We start from the raw sequence: 18,424 nt of genomic DNA, 5'->3' as shown, positions 1-18,424 counted from the left end.
ACTGCTACAGCGGCAAGTGAGGTTCATGAATTATGCAAAAAGGCTCATCTATAGAATTCTACCAGCAACGTCCTCAATCTCGTGAGACGGTCGGTGTTGAAGAAGTGCAGCAACAAACTCAACAGTTTGGTTTTGCTGAACCCGAAATGGATGAGCTGCTTAAGTACTCATTACGGACTCAACTTGAGGCTATGCTCCAAACCCAACTCAGCACGGCTGAACGCCGACGACAACTGAAAGAGAGTTTCGCTGCGGCAGTTGAGCTCGTATTGAAGGAGACGAAAGTTGAGCACCGAACACTGGTGCAAGCCTTTCAGACCATGTATGGCAACGCTTGCCAATCTCTTTCTCTGGCTAAACTCACTCAAGAGGAACTGACCCGACAGTACATTTCCACGTCTGGGCTGGTGATGTCCCCACTTAACTGTAAACACACCATCAAAGATGTGTACCGAATTAAAGGCTTTGCGTGTGGTATAAACAAAGCTATCCAACATATGCTTGCCAACAAGTCACAGGTTAAAGTGCTTTATCCAGCTTGCGGCCCCTTTGCACCATTGCTGCTGCCTTTACTTGCTCACTACAAACAAAGTGATCGAATTAGCGCAGAGCAGCTTCAGGTGACACTAGTAGATATTCACCCCGGAGCCATTAAAGCACTCAATCAATTGATCGCGGATCTCGATATCGCAGACTACATTGAAGCCTTAGTGGAAGAAGATGCTACCCAATTTTCGCCAACTCAAACGTTTGATCTCCTGATACTTGAAGCGATGCAGCATGGCTTTAGTCGGGAAGGGTTCCTCAGCATCGCGAAACATTTGGTTCAATATTTACATATTCAAGGCGAAATGATCCCCAATCAGGTATCTGTGCGCGCCATGATGGTCATCGGGGAGACGGAATTTAATCAACAATGGGAAAAAGCAGAGTATGCACATTCCAACCATTGCCAGCCGGAAGCGATCGATGATCGAATTGATCTGGGAGAAATTCTTAACGTCAATAAAGCCATGTTGCTCAGAAGCGAGATTTTTGAGCTAGATGGTGGAATAAAAATGCTGCAAGGCAACACCATTGAGCTGCCGAAAGATGTGCCAGATATGGCAAAACGTATCCTCGCCATTTACAGCCATATCGATACTTACGGAGATGCGATGGTCGGACAATACGACTCTGGTATTACCCATCCTAAACCCGACATGACTTTTTATGTGGATGCCAAGCCCAAAGCTGTTGAACACCATTACTTTGAAGCGAAGGGAGGGGATAAGGTCAGTTTCTATTATCAGTTAACCGGATTGCCAGGTTTTGTCGCCACCCATGGATGATTTCGATATGCAGCAAAAATACGTCGTTTTTACAGGAAGTTGTTACGCCTTGCCCATCATTCAGTTGTTGGCACAACAGCATAAATTGGCGGGCGTGGTAGTACCGGAAGGAGAACTAAATCCTGACTTACAGCAGCTACAGAGCTATCTGAGCGCTCAATCGATTCATATTGCTCAGTATACCGCCAATGACAGCAGTGCTTTGATAGCGCAACTCGATGTTTGGCGAGTCACGGATGGCGTTATCTATTTGTTCAGGCACATAGTTCATTCCTCGCTGTGTCAGTTTTTCAACGGAAACTTGTACAACATTCATCCGGGAAAGCTGCCCGAGTATCGAGGCCCGATGCCTCTCTATTGGCAACTAAGAGAGGGTTTAGACACCTTTAGCCTCACCCTGCATCGTCTTGAGGCATCGGCTGATTCCGGCGCTATAGGAATGGAGTTAGAGGTACCATTTCACCCGTTTGAGACCTTAACCAGTGCTCAGCAAAAAGCGTCACAAATGACGGCTAAGCTGATGTATGACTTCCTCATCGCGCAACAAAAGCAAGGGCTGGTTTGGCGTGAACAAGTATCAAACCCCAGCGAAGTGGCACGAGCAGTAAACCAACATGATCTGCACCTTCGTTGGAACGTGCAAACGAGTCGCGAAATCGTCAACTTAGTGCGAGCAGGCAATCATGACTTCGGTGGTGCGATGTTGAGCTTGCCAAGTGGTGTCGCCAATGTTTTGCAAGCAAGCGCAATGGAGACTTCTTTAGTCGGTGTTGAGGCGGGGAGAATTCTCGAGATCAGCCCACAACATGGGTTACAAGTGAAAACGTTAGATAGCGCCATATCAATAGATGTTATTGCTACACCGCAAGGCGTGTTTTCGGGTTATCGCTATGCGCAAATGGCTGGGCTAGATGCTGGGATGTCATTGCTCCAGCACGCTTCTGCTTGTGAGTAAATAAATATCTCAATACGGCTCTTTGCGGCAGTGATGAAGCCCGTAACGGTATTTAGTAATGCGAGATTGGAAAGTTTTAACCAACCACACCAATTTCGTTATGGGCTGGTTTTAACTTAAGTGTATACGTTGAAAGGAAGAACAGTATGGCTACAGAACCGTATCTTGGGACACTAACCGCATTTGGTGGCAATTTTGCAATTAGAAATTGGGCAATGTGCTCGGGGCAAATGCAGGCAATTGAAGATAATCCAGCGCTCTTCTCTCTAGTTAGCACTCTATACGGAGGTGACGCCCGAACTACCTTTGGTTTACCTGATTTGCGTGGCCGCAGTCCAGTTGGTGTAGGCACACGACCTGGGGGGATGGATTATCATCAGGGAGAAAGATTGGGTACTGAACTGGTAACTATTGATATAACTCAAATGCCAGCACACTTACATACGGCAATTTTTACCCCTCTTGGCACTTCTGCACCTGTAACAGGCAGGATGCAGGTTGCTACCAATGCTGCAAATACACAGGTACCCGATAGTAATTCGTATATAGCGCAAAACTCTACCCCCGGGTTCTATAAACCGACGTTTCAGCAACCAGATTTGACCGAGATCGAAGGCTTAAGTGTGTCTGGTAGTGGCTCGGGCGGAGGTACTGTAACTGTGACTGAAACAGGCGGTTCAATGCCACTTAATATTTTGAGCCCGGTATTGCCGATTAATTGGTTAATTGCCACTGCGGGAGTATACCCACCGCACAGCTAATCAACCAAGAAGGAATTGGCTGAATCTTTAGCTAATCCTTTCCTATAAAAAAATTAAATATTTAAGTTGATTATGATAACCCGGCCATGTTGATAAGGCCGTCATCTTCAGGAGAGGAAAATGAGATTACATCGTCAGGTTGCGATCGCAATTACAACAGCATGGGTGTTCTCAGCGTTTTTTTCCGGTGGAGCCTGGGCTGCACAGCAAACGATTAACTACTCTAATGGTTCAGGTTCCAATTTTAGTGAGGTGGAGACCGGCGTCACAGGGGGTATGCCCTCAGTCACTCTTACCAATGCAGGTGCTGTGTCTATGGTATTAGATGCCGGCAATAGCACTGATAGCACTCCGTTTACTGGCCTAAATGACCTCGGATTTGTAGCTGGTGTTCTTTACTCAAATACCATGATTAATGAGTTCAACAATCGTGGCTTCCGCTTTTTTGAGAAATCAAGTACTAACTTCAGTTTCGACGAAATTACCTTTATGCAGGGGTCGGCGCGAGACTCAGATAAAACGTATCAACTTGTGTTAACTGGCTTCTCTAATGATACTCAAACAGTGACCGAAACTGTCACCTTGCCAAAAGGTGGTGAAGCAAACTCAGGGTTACAGGACTTGTTTACCCTGACCCGTGGTACAGATTTTAATGATTCGGCATGGCAGGACGTTGATACAGTGACTATGGCGTTTACCCGAAGTCCGGGTGCTGACTCTCGTTATCTTATCAGAAGTATCAAGATTGATGACGCTGCGGTTTCAGACTCTACCGCGCCTACTTTTGTCAGTGCGAGCTCAACCCCCACTGATGATGCAACCAATGTTTCTGTTAGCAACAACATCGAGATTGCCTTCGATGAAAATATTGAGCTGAAGAGCGGCAATATTACCATTCGTAATGTTACCGACAGTCGCGACTTTGAAGTATTTAATGTTGCCACCGAAAGCGATGGCAAAACAACATCACCAGGCGCTGGTCGCATCAGTGTTACCAACAATAAAGTTTACTTAAACCCAACCAGTGATCTGGCAGGGAACCGGACCTACGCCATTCATATTGAATCCAGTGCCGTGGCTGACAGCGCAAATAATAGCTTCGCTGGGATCAGCGATGATGCCACATTTAACTTTACGACAGTCGATACTACGCCAAATGCGCCATCTACACCCGATTTAGATGCTAGTTCGGATACCGGGTCATTAAATACTGATAATATTACCAGTGACACTACACCAACGTTTAGTGGGACTTCTGAGAGTGGATCGATCGTTACTTTATACAGTGATCAAGTCGGTGGAGGTGCAACGGTTATTGGCACAGGCACTGCTACTGGAGGAAACTGGCAGATAACAACCAATGAGTTGGCGTCTGGTATTACACATGCAATAAGTGCTAAAGCGTCTGATAGCGATGATAATGTTAGCTCGGCATCCAACGCGTTAAGTGTCACCATTGATACAATAGCACCATCCGTAGTGAGCATTACCACGCCGATTGAGGCTGACAGTATCGTCAACGCTGCAGAAGACAACGATGTGTTGATCGCTGGCTCCGGCGCGGAAGCAAGCAACAGCGTGACCGTGACTATCACAGACAATAACAGCTCTGTCAGTCGTACGGTGACGGCCGACAACTCAGGCAACTGGACGCTGAGCGGCAGCGAGCTGGATGTCAGTGGCCTGAACAATGGCACCCTGACGGTGTCTGCAACCCAAGCAGATATAGCAGGTAATATCTCCACCGCAGCTAGCCAGAGTGTTACCCTAGACAATGCAGCCCCATCAGCAGTGACCATCACCACGCCGATTGAAACCGATGGTATTGTCAATGCGGCAGAAGACAACGACGTACTGATTGCTGGCTCCGGCGCGGAAGTAGGCAACAGCGTGACCGTGACTATCACGGACAATAACAGTTCTGTCAGGCGTACGGTGACGGCCGATAACTCAGGCAACTGGACGTTGAGCGGCAGTGAGCTTGATGTAAGTGCGTTTAACAACGGCACCCTGACTGTGTCTGCAACCCAAGCAGATATAGCAGGTAATACTTCTACCGCAGCCACCCAGAGTATTACTCTGGACAATGCAGACCCATCTGCTGTAATCATCAATACGCCGATTGAAACTGATGGGGTCGTCAATGCGGCAGAAGACAACGACGTACTGATCGCTGGCTTCAGTGCGGAAGCAGGCAATAGCGTGACCGTGACTATCACGGACAATAACAGCTCTGTCAGCCGTACGGTGACGGCCGACAACTCAGGCAGCTGGACGTTGAGCGGCATTGAGCTTGATGTCAGTGGCCTGAACAACGGCACACTCATAGTTGCTGTGACGCAATCGGATACGGCGGGTAATACCTCCAGAGTGACCACCCAGAGCATTACCTTAGATAACGCCGCACCATCAGCTGTGACCATCACTACACCGATTGAAACCGATGGTATTGTTAATGCAGTGGAAGATAACGATGTGTTGATTGCTGGCTCCGGCGCGGAAGCAGGCAACAGCGTGACCGTGACTATCACGGATAACAACAGCTCTGTCAGTCGTACGGTGACGACCGACAACTCAGGCAACTGGACGTTGAGCGGCAGCGAGCTGGATATCAGTGGCTTGAGCAATGGCACCCTGACTGTGTCTGCAACCCAAGCTGATATAGCAGGTAATATCTCCACCGTAGCCACCCAGAGCGTAACCCTAGATAACGCAGCGCCATCCGCTGTTACCATTTCCACGCCGATTGCAATCGACGGTATCGTCAATGCGGCAGAAGACAATGATGTGCTGATTGCTGGCTCCGGCGCGGAGGCTGGCAATAGTGTGACCGTGACCATCACGGACAATAACAACTCAGTCAGTCGTACGGTGACGGCCGACAATACCGGGGCTTGGACGACTATTGGCAGTGAGTTTGATGTAAGTGCGTTTAACAACGGCACCCTGACGGTCGCGGCGAGCCAGAGCGATGCGGCGGGCAACACCTCCAGTATAGATAGCACAACAATTACGTTAGATAACGTGAGGCCAACTGTTTCTTTGAGCAGCTCAGACCTTGATTTGATCTCTGGCGAAACGGCGAGTATCACGTTCACCTTAAGTGAGTCCTCAAGTGACTTTACTGAGTCAGATGTCACCGTCACTGGCGGCAGTTTGTCTAACTTTGCGGGCAGCGGTGACAATTACACGGCCACCTTTACGCCGGATAGAGACAGTACAAGTACAGCGACGATTAACGTGGCGGCAGATTTCTTTACCGATGCTGCCGGGAATAGCAACACTGCTGCGCCTCAACTGTCTATAACCGTTGATAGTTTAGTGCCGAGTGTGACTATCTCCAGTGATAAATTGGCGCTGAAAGCGGACGAAACGGCGACCATTACCTTTACCTTAAGTGAAGCGTCGAGCGATTTTACCGAGGCGGATATCACGGTTAGTGGCGGTACTTTGTCTGGTTTTGCTGGCAGTAGTAGCAGCTACACTGCGACCTTTACACCAACGGAAGAGAGTGCGACGAGCGGTACTATTGAAGTTGCCACAGGCACATTTACCGATGCCTCTGGTAACACCAATAGTGCAGCTACACCACTTTCCATCAGCGTCGATACTGTGCTTCCAACCGTTAGTATCACTAGCTCCAGCGCTGCGTTGAAAGCGGGTGAAACGGCAACACTCACGTTTACCTTGAGTGAAGCCGCAACTGATTTTTCCGAAGCCGATGTGACCGTGGCTGGAGGAACTCTTTCTAACTTTGCGGGCAGTAGCGCCAGTTACACGGCTACCTTTACACCTGCAGAAGAAAGCACTGAGGATGCAACTATTGATGTTGCAGCCGAGAAATTTAGCGACGCAGCTGGCAACCTCAATACAGCAGCGACTCAGTTGTTGATCTCAGTGGATACGGGGATCCCGACTGGACATAGCATCAGCATTGATCAGGAGAGCATTAACAAAACCAACGAACAGGCGATGAGCTTTACCTTCGCAGCAGCTGAAGTGAACGCGATGTTCACTTATAGCGTGACCGACGGTACCACGACCATTGACGGCGCTAGTCAAACAATTTCTTCGGAGACCATGCAAGTAACGGGCATTGACGTCACTATTTTGCAAGAGGGGACGTTGACAGTAAGCGTGGTGGTAACCGATGCCGCAGGCAACGCATCTGATGCAGTGACGGATACTGTGACCAAACGCTACGATGTCGCGCCAACGGTAGTTGATGATAGCTTCTCGACTGAGGAAGATACGGCGAAACAATTTAATCTGTTAGCCAACGATTCCGATGTTAATGATGACATGGTCGCTTCTTCTACAACGATTAAAACGCAACCAATTAAAGGTCAGGTGTCGATCAGCAACGGCGTTGTTACCTATACGCCAAATAATAATGAGACAGGCACAGATAGCTTTACCTATACCGTGAAAGATGCCCTGCTGCAGGAGTCGCAAGAGGCGACAGTGACCGTCACTATCATGGCTATAAATGATGCGCCAGTCGCTAAAGCGCTGACCATCAACACCGACGAAGATACCGCAAGCGCAGCAGTCAGCGCGCGTAGTCAAGCGGAGGATGTTGAAGATGGCATCCCAACGGGTGATTTATCGTTAGTTAGTTTGCCTCAAAAAGGACAAGTAGCCATTGATCAAACTGTAGGCACTTTTGTATATACGCCGAATCCGAATGAAAATGGTAGCGATAGCTTTACTTACACGATCGCAGACAGTGAAGGCGGCGTTTCTCTTGCGGCCACGGTCAGCGTCAATATCGGTTCCGTCAATGACTCACCAGTAGCGGAGGAAGACAGTTTTACTTTTGATGAAGATATCACATCGACACTCGATATTTTAAGTAACGACAGTGATATTGAAGATGGGTCATTCACCCCGAGTAGTATTACCCTGCAAGATCTTGGTCAAGGAGAGGGGGTATACAGTTTTGCCACGGTCAGTGTCAATGTCGATGGGACCTTAAAGATTGTGCCAACAGCGAACGTTAATGGTCAACATAGCTTTACCTACATGCTAACCGATAGTGGTCAAGCAGCCTCAATGCCTGCAACCGTCACGCTCAATATTACGCCAGTGAATGATGCCCCCGTTGCTGTTGATAACAGTGCACAACTACTAGAGGGAGGCTCCTTCGAGGTCAATGTATTAGGCAATGATAGTGATGCCGATGTTGGAGACAGTTTTGAACTCACTAGTGTCACAGTCGTCGATACGCCAGCACATGGCAGTGTGAACGTGACGGCGTCAGGAGCGATTGTTTACAACCCCAATGAGAACTACTTCGGTGAAGATAGCTTCACCTATACGGTGGCAGACTTAGCAGGTGCTGTATCTAACGCCGCAACAGTGACCATGACAGTAACACCAGTCAACGACGCACCAATGGCGCAAGCACAGTCACAAACGCTTGATGAAGACAATAGTTTGGTGATCACGCTGGTTGGTTCAGATATTGATAACGATGATGACACTCTGCAGTATCTTATCACTGAGCAAGTCAGTCATGGCGTGCTAGAGCAGTTGACCAATAATCGTTGGCGCTATACACCAGAAGCGGACTTCAATGGCTCCGACTTCTTCTTGTTCAAGGTCAACGACGGTGATCTCGACTCGACAGAGGTTCGTGTCGATTTGACGGTTAATGCAGTCAACGATACACCAACCGCGACCAGTGTCAGTGCTACGGGAGAGGAAGAAATACCGCTGACCATTACTTTAAATGGTAACGATGCAGAAGGCTCATCTTTGAGCTATCAAATTGTAAAATCGCCAGTCAACGGTAATGTTACCGTCACAGGCAATCACGCGGTTTATACGGGTAACAGTAACTTCTTTGGTCAGGACAGTTTCACTTACAGCGTAAGTGACGGAGAGCTTACCTCTGTAGTGGCGTTAGTGACCATCACAGTGAATAACGTTAATGACTCGCCAGTGATTACGGGTACTCCATCGGCGCAAGTGGATGAAGATAGTGTGTATCAGTTTGTGCCCGCCGCATTGGATAATGACCCAGCGGATACTCTGACCTACTTGATAGCTAACAAGCCACCTTGGGCTACATTTGACAATACAACAGGAGCGCTTTCTGGCACGCCAAGTAACCGTTATGTGGGGACTTATCCAGATATCGTGATTAGCGTATCCGATGGCACTATTTCTTCCTCATTGTCAGCGTTTTCGATTACTGTGAATAACGTTAACGATGCACCCGTTATCTCTGGCTCACCAGCAACACAAGTGAATGAAGACAGCACCTATTTGTTCACGCCACAAGTGTCAGATGTTGACAGCCAAGCCTTCACCTTCAGTATCGTGAACAAGCCATCTTGGGCTAGCTTTGATGCATCAACAGGCACGCTCAGTGGTACTCCAGATAATGGTGATGTTGGCAAATATCAGGGCATTGTTATCTCGGTTTCTGATGGTCTCACGACAACAATGCTCAATAGATTCAGTATTGTGGTTAACAATGTCAATGACGCGCCGATGATCAGTGGCACTCCTGCTCTTACCGTCAACGAAGGCAGTACGTATCGCTTTGCACTGCAGGCATCGGATGTTGATAGTAGTAGCTTGAGCTTTTCAATCCGCAATAAACCATCATGGGCAACCTTTGATAGAGTAACTGGGTTGCTAAGTGGTACGCCGGCAAATGAGCATGTTGGCAGCACCAATAATATTGTTATTAGTGTCTCAGACGGTGAGCTAAGCACATCTCTAGCAGCGTTTAGCATCACGGTAATCAACGTCAATGATGAGCCAGTGGCGGTTAATGATACCTATGTCTTTACCGAGAGTAACGATGGTAGCTACTTATTGGATGTACTCAGCAACGACAGCGATATTGACCTAGATACATTACAACTGGAATGGGTTAAACCTACATCTGGAACGGCAACGATTGTGGGCAGTCAAATCCAATTGGTAACGACCTCAATTGGTACAGTGGCAGTGCAATACAGTGTGAAAGATGGTAATGGTGGAAAGGCCACCGCGAAAGCAATCGTGACAATTAAAAGTGCGCAATTGGACGCACCAACAATAGTCGCACCTTCAGATATCGAAGTGAACGCAACTTCGCTCTTTACTAAAGTTGCATTAGGCTCTGCTGTGGCACGAGATAGTACAGGCAAGCTATTACCTGTTTCATTGGTCGACAGCACGACCTTTTTCCGACCTGGAACTAATACGGTCTATTGGCGCACTCAAGACTCTGATGGAAACGTCGCTGAAGCTAGTCAAACGGTAACAGTGTATCCACTGATAAGTATCTCCAAAGATGCGCAAACCACGGAAGGCACCAATCATAGCGTATCGATACACCTTAACGGTCCTTCGCCGAGCTACCCAGTAATCATACCTTATACGGTTTCAGGAAGCACGGACAGTGATGACCACACGCTCACCTCTGGTGAAGTGGTGATACCTAGTGGTACCGAAGGCAAACTTTCGTTCGAACTACTTAATGATGGACAAAATGAGGGCGTTGAAACCTTAGTGATTGATCTGGACAGCACCCTTAATCTAGGTAGTAAGCGTCGTTACACCTTGACAATCTTTGAAGAGAATGTGGCTCCGAAGGTCACGGTAAGTGTATCTCAGGCGGGGGAGCAGCGGAGCCAAATTGAAAATGGTGTTGAACCGGTCACAATCACGAGCAGTGTTAGTGATGCCAATATGTCCGATATACACAGTTTCAGATGGAGTAGTGATAGCGATGTACTTAACCAAGCGATTGCGGGGCAGATGTACAGCGAAACATTGACTTTCTCTCCGCAATTACTGAGTTCAGCGATTTACAATTTGCAATTGACAGTTACTGACAATGGCACTCCACCATTATCAGTGACACGGAATGTCTATTTAGAAGTGGTACAAACATTGGCGGAGCTCGGGAGTGAAGACAGTGATGGCGACTTAATCCCGGATGATCAAGAAGGTCATAATGATAGTGATGGTGATGGTATCCCTGATTATCTTGATGCAATTTCTGACTGTAACGTAATTCAACAGGTTGTGTCAGAAAAAGATCGCTTCCTCATTGAGGGGCAGCCAGGTGTCTGTTTACGCAAAGGAATAACCATTCTGACTAACGCAACAGGAGGAGCTTTATTGCTGGATGAGGAGCTTCCTAAAGATATCAACATGAAGAGCATAGGGGGAATCTTTGATTTTGTAGTAACTAATTTGCCGCTGCCCGGCCAAAGCTATCAATTAGTTTTGCCTCAGCGTTTACCTGTTCCAGCAAATGCAGTGTACCGAAAGTATAACGCTGAACAGGGGTGGATAGACTTTATTGAGGATGCTCAAAACACGGTTTCTTCTAGTGCTGGCGAGGCTGGTTATTGTCCGCCACCAGGGCACAGTTCATGGTCACAGGGTCTGACTGAAGGTGACTGGTGTGTACAACTTACCATTGAAGACGGTGGTCCGAACGATGATGACGGATTGGCTAATGGCAGTGTCGTTGACCCTGGCGTCGTTGCCGCTCGTGTAAGCAATAATACACTCCCTCAAGCGATTGACGACAATGCGTTTGTTAGTCTCAATGGTACGGTGACGATCGATGTATTGAGCAATGATGCTGATGCTGATGGTGATGGGCTGAAGGTAAGTCGCGCTTCTGTAGATATTGGTAGTGTTAGTGTGGTTGATAACAAACTAAGTTATGTCACTCAACCACAGTACTACGGGGAGGCTTTGATCACTTATAGCGTAACGGATGGTAATGGTGGAACGGGATCGGCGAAGGTGACGGTAAATGTGGTAAACAGTCAGAATCCGAATGCGGTGGACGATAATATTACCACCGATGATCGTACCCCTGTCACGGTTTATGTCCTTGCTAACGATACCGATCCGGATAACGACACATTGAAGTTGGTTTCAGTCCAAGCGCAGTATGGGCAGGCGGTCATGAATGCAGATCAGAGCGTGACCTATACCCCTACCTCAGGGTTTGAAGGCAATGATGTGTTGACATATATCATTCAGGATAGCCAAGGCCTGCAAGACGCGGGGAAAGTTATAGTGACCGTTAAGTTGGTAAGAGATGTAAAGGTTGAAAATACTTCAGCAGGATCATTGGGTGGCATGGTGTTGATGCTTTTGATTTTGTTAGGAGCCATGCAACGTTATGGAAGAAACAGTGCTCTAGCACTAATTGCTGTGTTTAGTTTTAGTAGTCAAGCGGGCTGGTATGTTGATGTTCAAATGGGGTCAAGCCATGCAGATGAGCTTGATGCTGTTAAAGGTGATAACGTAATCTCTACTGACAACACCGGGTTCTATCGCTCTGTCGGGTTGGGATATACTTTTTCTGATCAATGGTCTGGAACTATTCGTTATATTGATATGGGTGAAGGTAGTGCTACATTGCGTAGTGCTACTACTTCACCAGAAGACTATCACGCCAATGTCGCATCGATAGCACCACTCCTTGTTAAGGGCATGGGCTTCGACATCGGTTATAAGTTCTGGCAATACAATTCATGGTCCGCAAAACTGAGTTTGGGGGGCTTGTTCTGGGAAACCGATATTGAAAGTACGTATCAAGGCAGCAAGATAACGACGGAAGTGGATGGTTTTGATGGATATATTGGTGCAGAAGTTGGCTACAACCTCTCAGATAATTGGGAGATCGGTGTCCAAGGCGCTCGTTATTTTTTACATGAAAATGATGTTGATATAATTGCGCTACAACTTCGTTATTTTTTTGAGCCGTTAGCAGCGTATTAACTTATGGTTTGGTATTTTTCGATAATTTATATCCCAATTGTTCATGAAGCGGTATGGTAAATCACTGGAGATTAATGTCGTGATTGTGCTCTTTATTATGTAGGTCAATAGTCTATAACAAATCCTTAATTACCTTGAAGTCTTTTCTTCTTTAACATCTAGCGAAAGATAGTGTTTTGATAGAGTGTTAAACAGAACTTACGGTTCGATATTAGAAAAATAAGGTTCATTGAATGCTCGATGTGAACTTAACTTAAAAGAAGATGATTTACGCAATAGGGTTGTTGGTAGTGCTGCAAATGTCAGCGTGATACGTCGCTTTACTTTGAACCTAGTACGTTTACAGTCGAAGAAATATAGTGTTGGGGCTGAAGCCAAACCAAGCGTGTCAGAGCGACACAGTTCGTATTGAACCCTTATTGGGTTGAAAAGCGTTCCACGCTGGCTGTCGCCCTGATGCTGATAACTGCGACGATAAATTGATACCGAGCAAAACGATAATTTTATATCTGTTTTAATCCAATATTGATTGAATAATATCAAATGCTTTTTCTATTTTTTGGGTAGGAATAATGCCAAATCCAAATAAGAGGGCATTAGAATGATTGTTGATAGAAAAATGCGATGATGGGTAAACCGCTACATTTGATGAAGCAAATTTATTCATCATTTGTGTCGCGCATCCCGATACTTCAGCTGCTATATGCAATCCACCTTGGCTTGGAATACGTTGTAAGCAATCTATGTTGTCAATTAATTGAGTTAGCTTATTATACCTTTCGCTGTAGATTTTATTCATATTGAGTAAATGGTGAGAGAAATGACCGTCACGCATGAATTCGTCAAGTAGGATTTGAGACACTACAGATGTACTTCTTCCCAAGTGCCATAACATATTTGAAATTGGCTCTATTAAAGACTTTGGCGGAATCATATAGCCAATGCGTATGCCGGGAAATAGTATTTTAGAGAAACTGCCTATCATAACGACGCAGTCATTTTTGTCTTGTGACTTGAGAGCTTTCTTACTGGTATTGAGATAGTGATATTCCGAATCATAATCATCTTCGATAATGATTGCGTTATTAACTTCTGCCCATCTCAGCAGTTCTAACTTCCTGTCAGCTGAGTAGCTAAAGCCTAAAGGGAACTGATGACTAGGCGTTGTATAAATAATTTTGGCATTAGAAGGGATTGATTCAACGACAACACCTTGGTCGTCCATCGGCACGGAGCCTATTTGCGCGCCAAGTAATCGAGCTTGATTTCGAAAAACAGGATATCCTGGATCTTCCGTCGACACGAGATCCCCGGGAGAGAGTAATGTAAGGAGAGTCGTCATTATTGCCTGCTGGCACCCTTGAGTAATGATGATGTCTTCAGGGTCACAGATTACGCCTCTCGAGTGTCTCACATACTCGCAGATAGACTCTCGTAAACAAGCTAACCCTTGTAAATCACCGCCATGTGCAAACTCTGGAGTTAATGCATTGAGCCTACTCAGTCTTGAGTGTCGCCAAATATGCTTTGCTATTCTCTGATGATCAGGAACGCCTAAAGTGAAGTCATAGTCTAGATTCTTTGGTGCGATGATCTCTGGCTTCTTCGATGCGTTAGTGCCAAACACCCCTAGTTGGTAGTGTTTTATTGGTCTCTTATCTTGATTCACCGTTTGTTCTAGAGCATTACTTACGTACGTGCCAGACCCTGCCTTTTTTACTATCCACCCCTCGAACTGAAGTCGCTCATACACCGAAATGACAGTGTTTCTTGCTATGCCTAACTTTTTCGACAGCATGCGAGTTGATGGTAATCTCTCATTTGATCGTAATCTGCCTTCTAATATCCCTTGGTATATCTCGGAGTAAAGTTGTTGGCTGGTGACTTTTCCAGTTTCGAAGTGTAGTGAAAATGGCATCGTTTTCTCTGTAGACGTTGAAAAGTGGTTCTAAAGCGTTGTGAGGATGTGGATCTGTATATACCAAGTATATCTACCTAGTATACCGTTATCGTGATATGGAGAAAGCGTAATTGAGTACACTATTTCCCCATTTTGGAAACGGATGTTACTTACATTCGTATCTAACCGTCCTACCTATCAACGGTGATCAGGTTTAGACCTGTTTATATCGCACTAAAAATTTGAAGACACAGTGTTATTCATCGAGGGTTAACGATTGGAGTTCTTCAAGTCAGGATTACTTTTATATAAAAAGTTAAAAGCCTTGGAATAAACTAGAAATTAATTATAAGTTAAAATTAAAAAATTGAGGGTTCAATGAAGTTAAACAATGCCTTGCTGGCCATTTTATCGCTCACTTCTTTCGTCACGTTTGCGAAAACGGAGTTAACGGTTAGCAGTCAATTAAAGAGCGTAGTTGATGATTGCGCTAAAGGATTAATAAACGAATACGACATTCCGGGGTTGGCTGTTGCAGTAACGATTGATGGCAAGCGTTATTTTTACAATTACGGTTTTGCTGACGAAAGTAAGGGGAGTTTAGTCACCAACGACACAATTTTTGAACTCGGTTCTATCAGTAAAACTTTTGCCGCTACTTTGACTGGGTATGCCCAAGAAAAAGGTAAGCTAGACATGGATGACAAGGTCAAAGATTATATTCCAGAATTAGAGAATAGTGCTCTGGGTAATACCAAGCTAGTTCATGTCGCCACCTACACTGCGGGTGGTCTACCATTGCAATTTCCTAGCGAAGTAACGAACGACGCTGAAATGATGCAGTACTACAAAACGTGGAAACCGGAGTACGAAGCCGGTACTAAGAGGAAGTACTCAAACCCTAGTATTGGTCTATTTGGCTACATCGGTGCCTTGAGTATGAAGTCAGACTATACGGAAATGATGGAAACCGTCATCCTGCCTGAGCTCGGTATGACCAATACCTTTGTCGATGTACCAAAGGATAAGCTTAACAACTATGCTTTTGGTTATAGTTCTGAGGGAAAACCCGTTAGAGTTAATCCAGGTATTCTTGATGCACAAGCCTATGGTATTAAATCAACAAGCTTAGATATGCTTCAATATATCGAAGCAAATATGGGTCAAGCGCAACTTAATACTGATATAGAAAATGCGCTAGAGAGAACTCATACTAAGTATTTTGATACCGACACGTTTACACAAGCCGTAGGATGGGAGGGTTATGATTACCCCGTTTCACTTTCGCAATTATTGAAGGGTAACTCCAGCGATGTAATTCTCAAAGCTAAACCGGTTCAAGCAAGTGTATCTGGTACTCTCGGTCGTGACGTTTGGTATAACAAAACGGGCTCAACAGGTGGCTTTGGGGCATATGTCGCGTATGTACCCTCTGAAAAAATAGGCATAGTGATTCTGGCGAATAAAAACTACCCTAATGCAGAAAGAGTAGAGGCTGCTTACCATATTATTAGCTCAGTGGTGAAGTAAATTTTAGTGGTAATAGGCACTACGTAATTATTAGAGCTTATTTAGATACATACTATCTACAGTGTTTTATTAGATAGTATTTATAGGAGTATTCATGAAAACTAAGCATTGGTCTAAGGTGACTTTGCTACATGAAGTTGTTACGAACCCAAATATAACGATTAAAGGTAAACATAGTTATTACAGTGATTGTTGGGACGCCGGTTTTGAAGAGTCTGTTGTAAGATATCTACAAGGCGATGAGTTCAGCCGAGATTGGGAACCAAAATGGAAGATTGATAAGTTACATATAGGTGACTTTGTCTGTATTGCAGCGGAAGTTGTCATTGTTATGGGGGGAAACAGTACACATAGAGCTGATTGGTTCTCCTTGTACCCATTTATGGACTTTATTGAAGAAGCGTACGTCGGGAAAGGAGATACTCATATTGGCGATGGCGCCTGGCTCGGTATGCGATCCATGATAATGCCGGGTGTGACTATCGGAGAAGGAGCAATCGTTGCGGCAAACAGTGTGGTGACGAAAGATGTTGAGCCTTACAGCATGGTTGCGGGGTCACCAGCTAAGCATGTCAAATATCGCTTTTCTCGAGAGACGATAGACGAACTGCTTGCTCTTAGGATATATGATTGGCCTGATAAGAAAATCGACAGCCTGAAGAGATTTTTATGTTCAGACGATTTAGAAGGGCTGAGAAAGGCAAGCGCTGAATATGATAGAAACCACTCATAATCGTGACAGCGTCACTGTTTAGAAAGTAAGAAAGAGGTATTGTTGGGCCTCTTTGTATTAGATATCTAGCCAATACAATGAGTAATCATTTTATTCTTTTATTGATCTTTTACGTGAACATGATAGGGCGCGTACCATTTGCGTTCAAGAACAAGAGGACAACGTGTTTGGTAAAGGGGAAACCGATGGAATATCGGGAAATTATAATCATTAAGAGCCGCATGTAGCGGCTCTTTTTGATCCTGAAATTGGTTAGTGGCGACAGACTACGAAGCGCTCAGAAGGTTACGAGGACTCGCTTCAGATAAATGAAGAAAGAGCGAATCGAAGTGGCTGTTGTTACCTATTTGACTGCTCATACCGTTGCCATTCCGCTGTTAACTCTGCTTTTTCTTTTCTCGCTGCAATCAGCATTTCTATATTTACGTCAGTGTTTGGGTGCCTTTGAATGTATCGCTCGTAATCAACCGGAACACCATTGATGTGCAGTTCAAGATGTAAATGCGGCCCTGTTGTTCTTCCTGTGTTACCCGTTTTCCCTATCACTTGTCCTCGGCTGATCTTCTCACCAACATGGACGTTGCGCTGAGATAAGTGTAGGTAGCGTGATACAGAGCCATTTGTGTGGCGGATATTAATGTAGTTGCCGGCAAAACGGTTGTAGCGGGACTTTAAAACGATGCCATCAGCAATACTACGAATCGGTGTACCTACAGGTGTGGCATAATCAGTGCCTAAGTGCGGAGTCGTTATATTGGTCACTGGATGTGTTCGCTTTAAGTCATAGTCAGAGCTCACTCTGTAGTTTTTATCAAAGGGTGAAGAAAACATGAACTGATTATTTATCGACACACCATGCTCATCAAATACGTTACCGTGACCATCATTGATAATAAATAAATCAGTTTTACTGCCTAAATAGTAAAAAGAACTAATGTAAGTTTCATTTTTACTATTTAATTTAGTTCTTAAGATAAAGTTATCACCTCTTTTAATAGAGTCAATAATATTAAACTTGCTTTTGATAAGTGCTAATAGCAAGTTGATCTCTTTTTGACTCACTCCTGATTTTAATAATGAAGCGACAAAAGAGTATTCAACAACACCGATAGTGATTTTTTGCCTACGAGTATTCTTATTAATTGGTGGCTGCACATTCTTACTTTCGAATTCTAAAGGCTTGATGGTAGGTAGCCTATCCACAGGAGTGAGGAAGTAGTGAGAAAGCGATACGCTAATCAATATGATTAACGCAGTAGTGATAAGGGCTACGGTAGGAGCTTGCACACTCCTTTTTATTATTAAAATAGTCATTAGTTTTGTTGATTTATCAATACTGACAGTTGTGCGTAGAGTATAATATTTTAAATAAAAACTAGCATTAAAGCATGAGTAATTCCTCTGTTTTAACTAAGTTAATAATTATAGGATGTAAGAATAATTTTAATAATTCAGTCAAAG

8 protein-coding genes are annotated in these 18,424 nt (G+C 45.1%); 6 read left to right on the top strand and 2 right to left on the bottom strand.

Features of this window, described 5'->3' with window-relative positions; genetic code table 11:
- Positions 1–32 precede the first annotated feature (32 nt).
- The 4 genes from NL626_RS08675 (at position 33) to NL626_RS08660 (ending at position 12,800) form a co-directional block, all read left to right on the top strand.
- Positions 33–1,331 (top strand): hypothetical protein, encoded by a 1,299-nt coding sequence (locus NL626_RS08675; protein ID WP_253657238.1) that lies wholly within the window; start codon positions 33–35, stop codon positions 1,329–1,331.
- 7 nt (positions 1,332–1,338) lie between these two features.
- A complete protein-coding gene (locus tag NL626_RS08670; RefSeq protein WP_253657237.1) occupies positions 1,339–2,286 on the top strand; it encodes a formyltransferase family protein in 948 nt (315 codons plus the stop codon).
- 146 nt (positions 2,287–2,432) lie between these two features.
- Entirely contained in the window at positions 2,433–3,047 is a 615-nt protein-coding gene (locus NL626_RS08665; RefSeq protein WP_005373442.1) for a phage tail protein, read from the top strand.
- 120 nt (positions 3,048–3,167) lie between these two features.
- Complete coding sequence (locus tag NL626_RS08660) at positions 3,168–12,800, top strand: Ig-like domain-containing protein (protein ID WP_253657236.1); 9,633 nt, start codon at positions 3,168–3,170, stop codon at positions 12,798–12,800.
- 514 nt (positions 12,801–13,314) lie between these two features.
- On the opposite strand, the gene NL626_RS08655 is transcribed toward NL626_RS08660, so the two are convergent.
- Positions 13,315–14,718 (bottom strand): PLP-dependent aminotransferase family protein, encoded by a 1,404-nt coding sequence (locus NL626_RS08655; protein ID WP_005373437.1) that lies wholly within the window; start codon positions 14,716–14,718, stop codon positions 13,315–13,317.
- A 360-nt stretch (positions 14,719–15,078) separates the two neighbouring features.
- Between NL626_RS08655 and ampC the strand changes: the two genes are divergently transcribed.
- Both ampC and NL626_RS08645 read left to right on the top strand, forming a co-directional pair.
- Positions 15,079–16,230 carry a class C beta-lactamase gene (ampC, locus tag NL626_RS08650; RefSeq protein WP_253657235.1) on the top strand — a complete coding sequence of 384 codons (1,152 nt, stop codon included), beginning with the start codon at positions 15,079–15,081 and terminating at the stop codon, positions 16,228–16,230.
- 94 nt (positions 16,231–16,324) lie between these two features.
- Positions 16,325–16,963 (top strand): CatB-related O-acetyltransferase, encoded by a 639-nt coding sequence (locus NL626_RS08645; RefSeq protein WP_005373432.1) that lies wholly within the window; start codon positions 16,325–16,327, stop codon positions 16,961–16,963.
- 339 nt (positions 16,964–17,302) lie between these two features.
- Here NL626_RS08645 and NL626_RS08640 read toward each other — a convergent pair whose 3' ends face one another.
- Entirely contained in the window at positions 17,303–18,277 is a 975-nt protein-coding gene (locus NL626_RS08640; RefSeq protein ID WP_053349235.1) for a peptidoglycan DD-metalloendopeptidase family protein, read from the bottom strand.
- Positions 18,278–18,424: the final 147 nt, after the last annotated feature.

The organism is Vibrio sp. Y58_MX_L22 (assembly GCF_024181865.1).
Lineage (GTDB): Bacteria > Pseudomonadota > Gammaproteobacteria > Enterobacterales > Vibrionaceae > Vibrio > Vibrio alginolyticus.
Note: the sequence above shows the minus strand (reverse complement) of the source record. Positions and strands in the feature narration are given on the sequence as shown.

Coding starts and splice junctions, on each gene's coding strand:
- NL626_RS08670 (WP_253657237.1), top strand. CDS start 1,339: ATGCAGCAAAAATACGTCGTTTTTACAGGAAGTTGTTACGCCTTGCCC.
- NL626_RS08660 (WP_253657236.1), top strand. CDS start 3,168: ATGAGATTACATCGTCAGGTTGCGATCGCAATTACAACAGCATGGGTG.
- ampC (WP_253657235.1), top strand. CDS start 15,079: ATGAAGTTAAACAATGCCTTGCTGGCCATTTTATCGCTCACTTCTTTC.
- NL626_RS08675 (WP_253657238.1), top strand. CDS start 33: ATGCAAAAAGGCTCATCTATAGAATTCTACCAGCAACGTCCTCAATCT.
- NL626_RS08655 (WP_005373437.1), bottom strand. CDS start 14,718: ATGCCATTTTCACTACACTTCGAAACTGGAAAAGTCACCAGCCAACAA.
- NL626_RS08645 (WP_005373432.1), top strand. CDS start 16,325: ATGAAAACTAAGCATTGGTCTAAGGTGACTTTGCTACATGAAGTTGTT.
- NL626_RS08640 (WP_053349235.1), bottom strand. CDS start 18,277: ATGACTATTTTAATAATAAAAAGGAGTGTGCAAGCTCCTACCGTAGCC.
- NL626_RS08665 (WP_005373442.1), top strand. CDS start 2,433: ATGGCTACAGAACCGTATCTTGGGACACTAACCGCATTTGGTGGCAAT.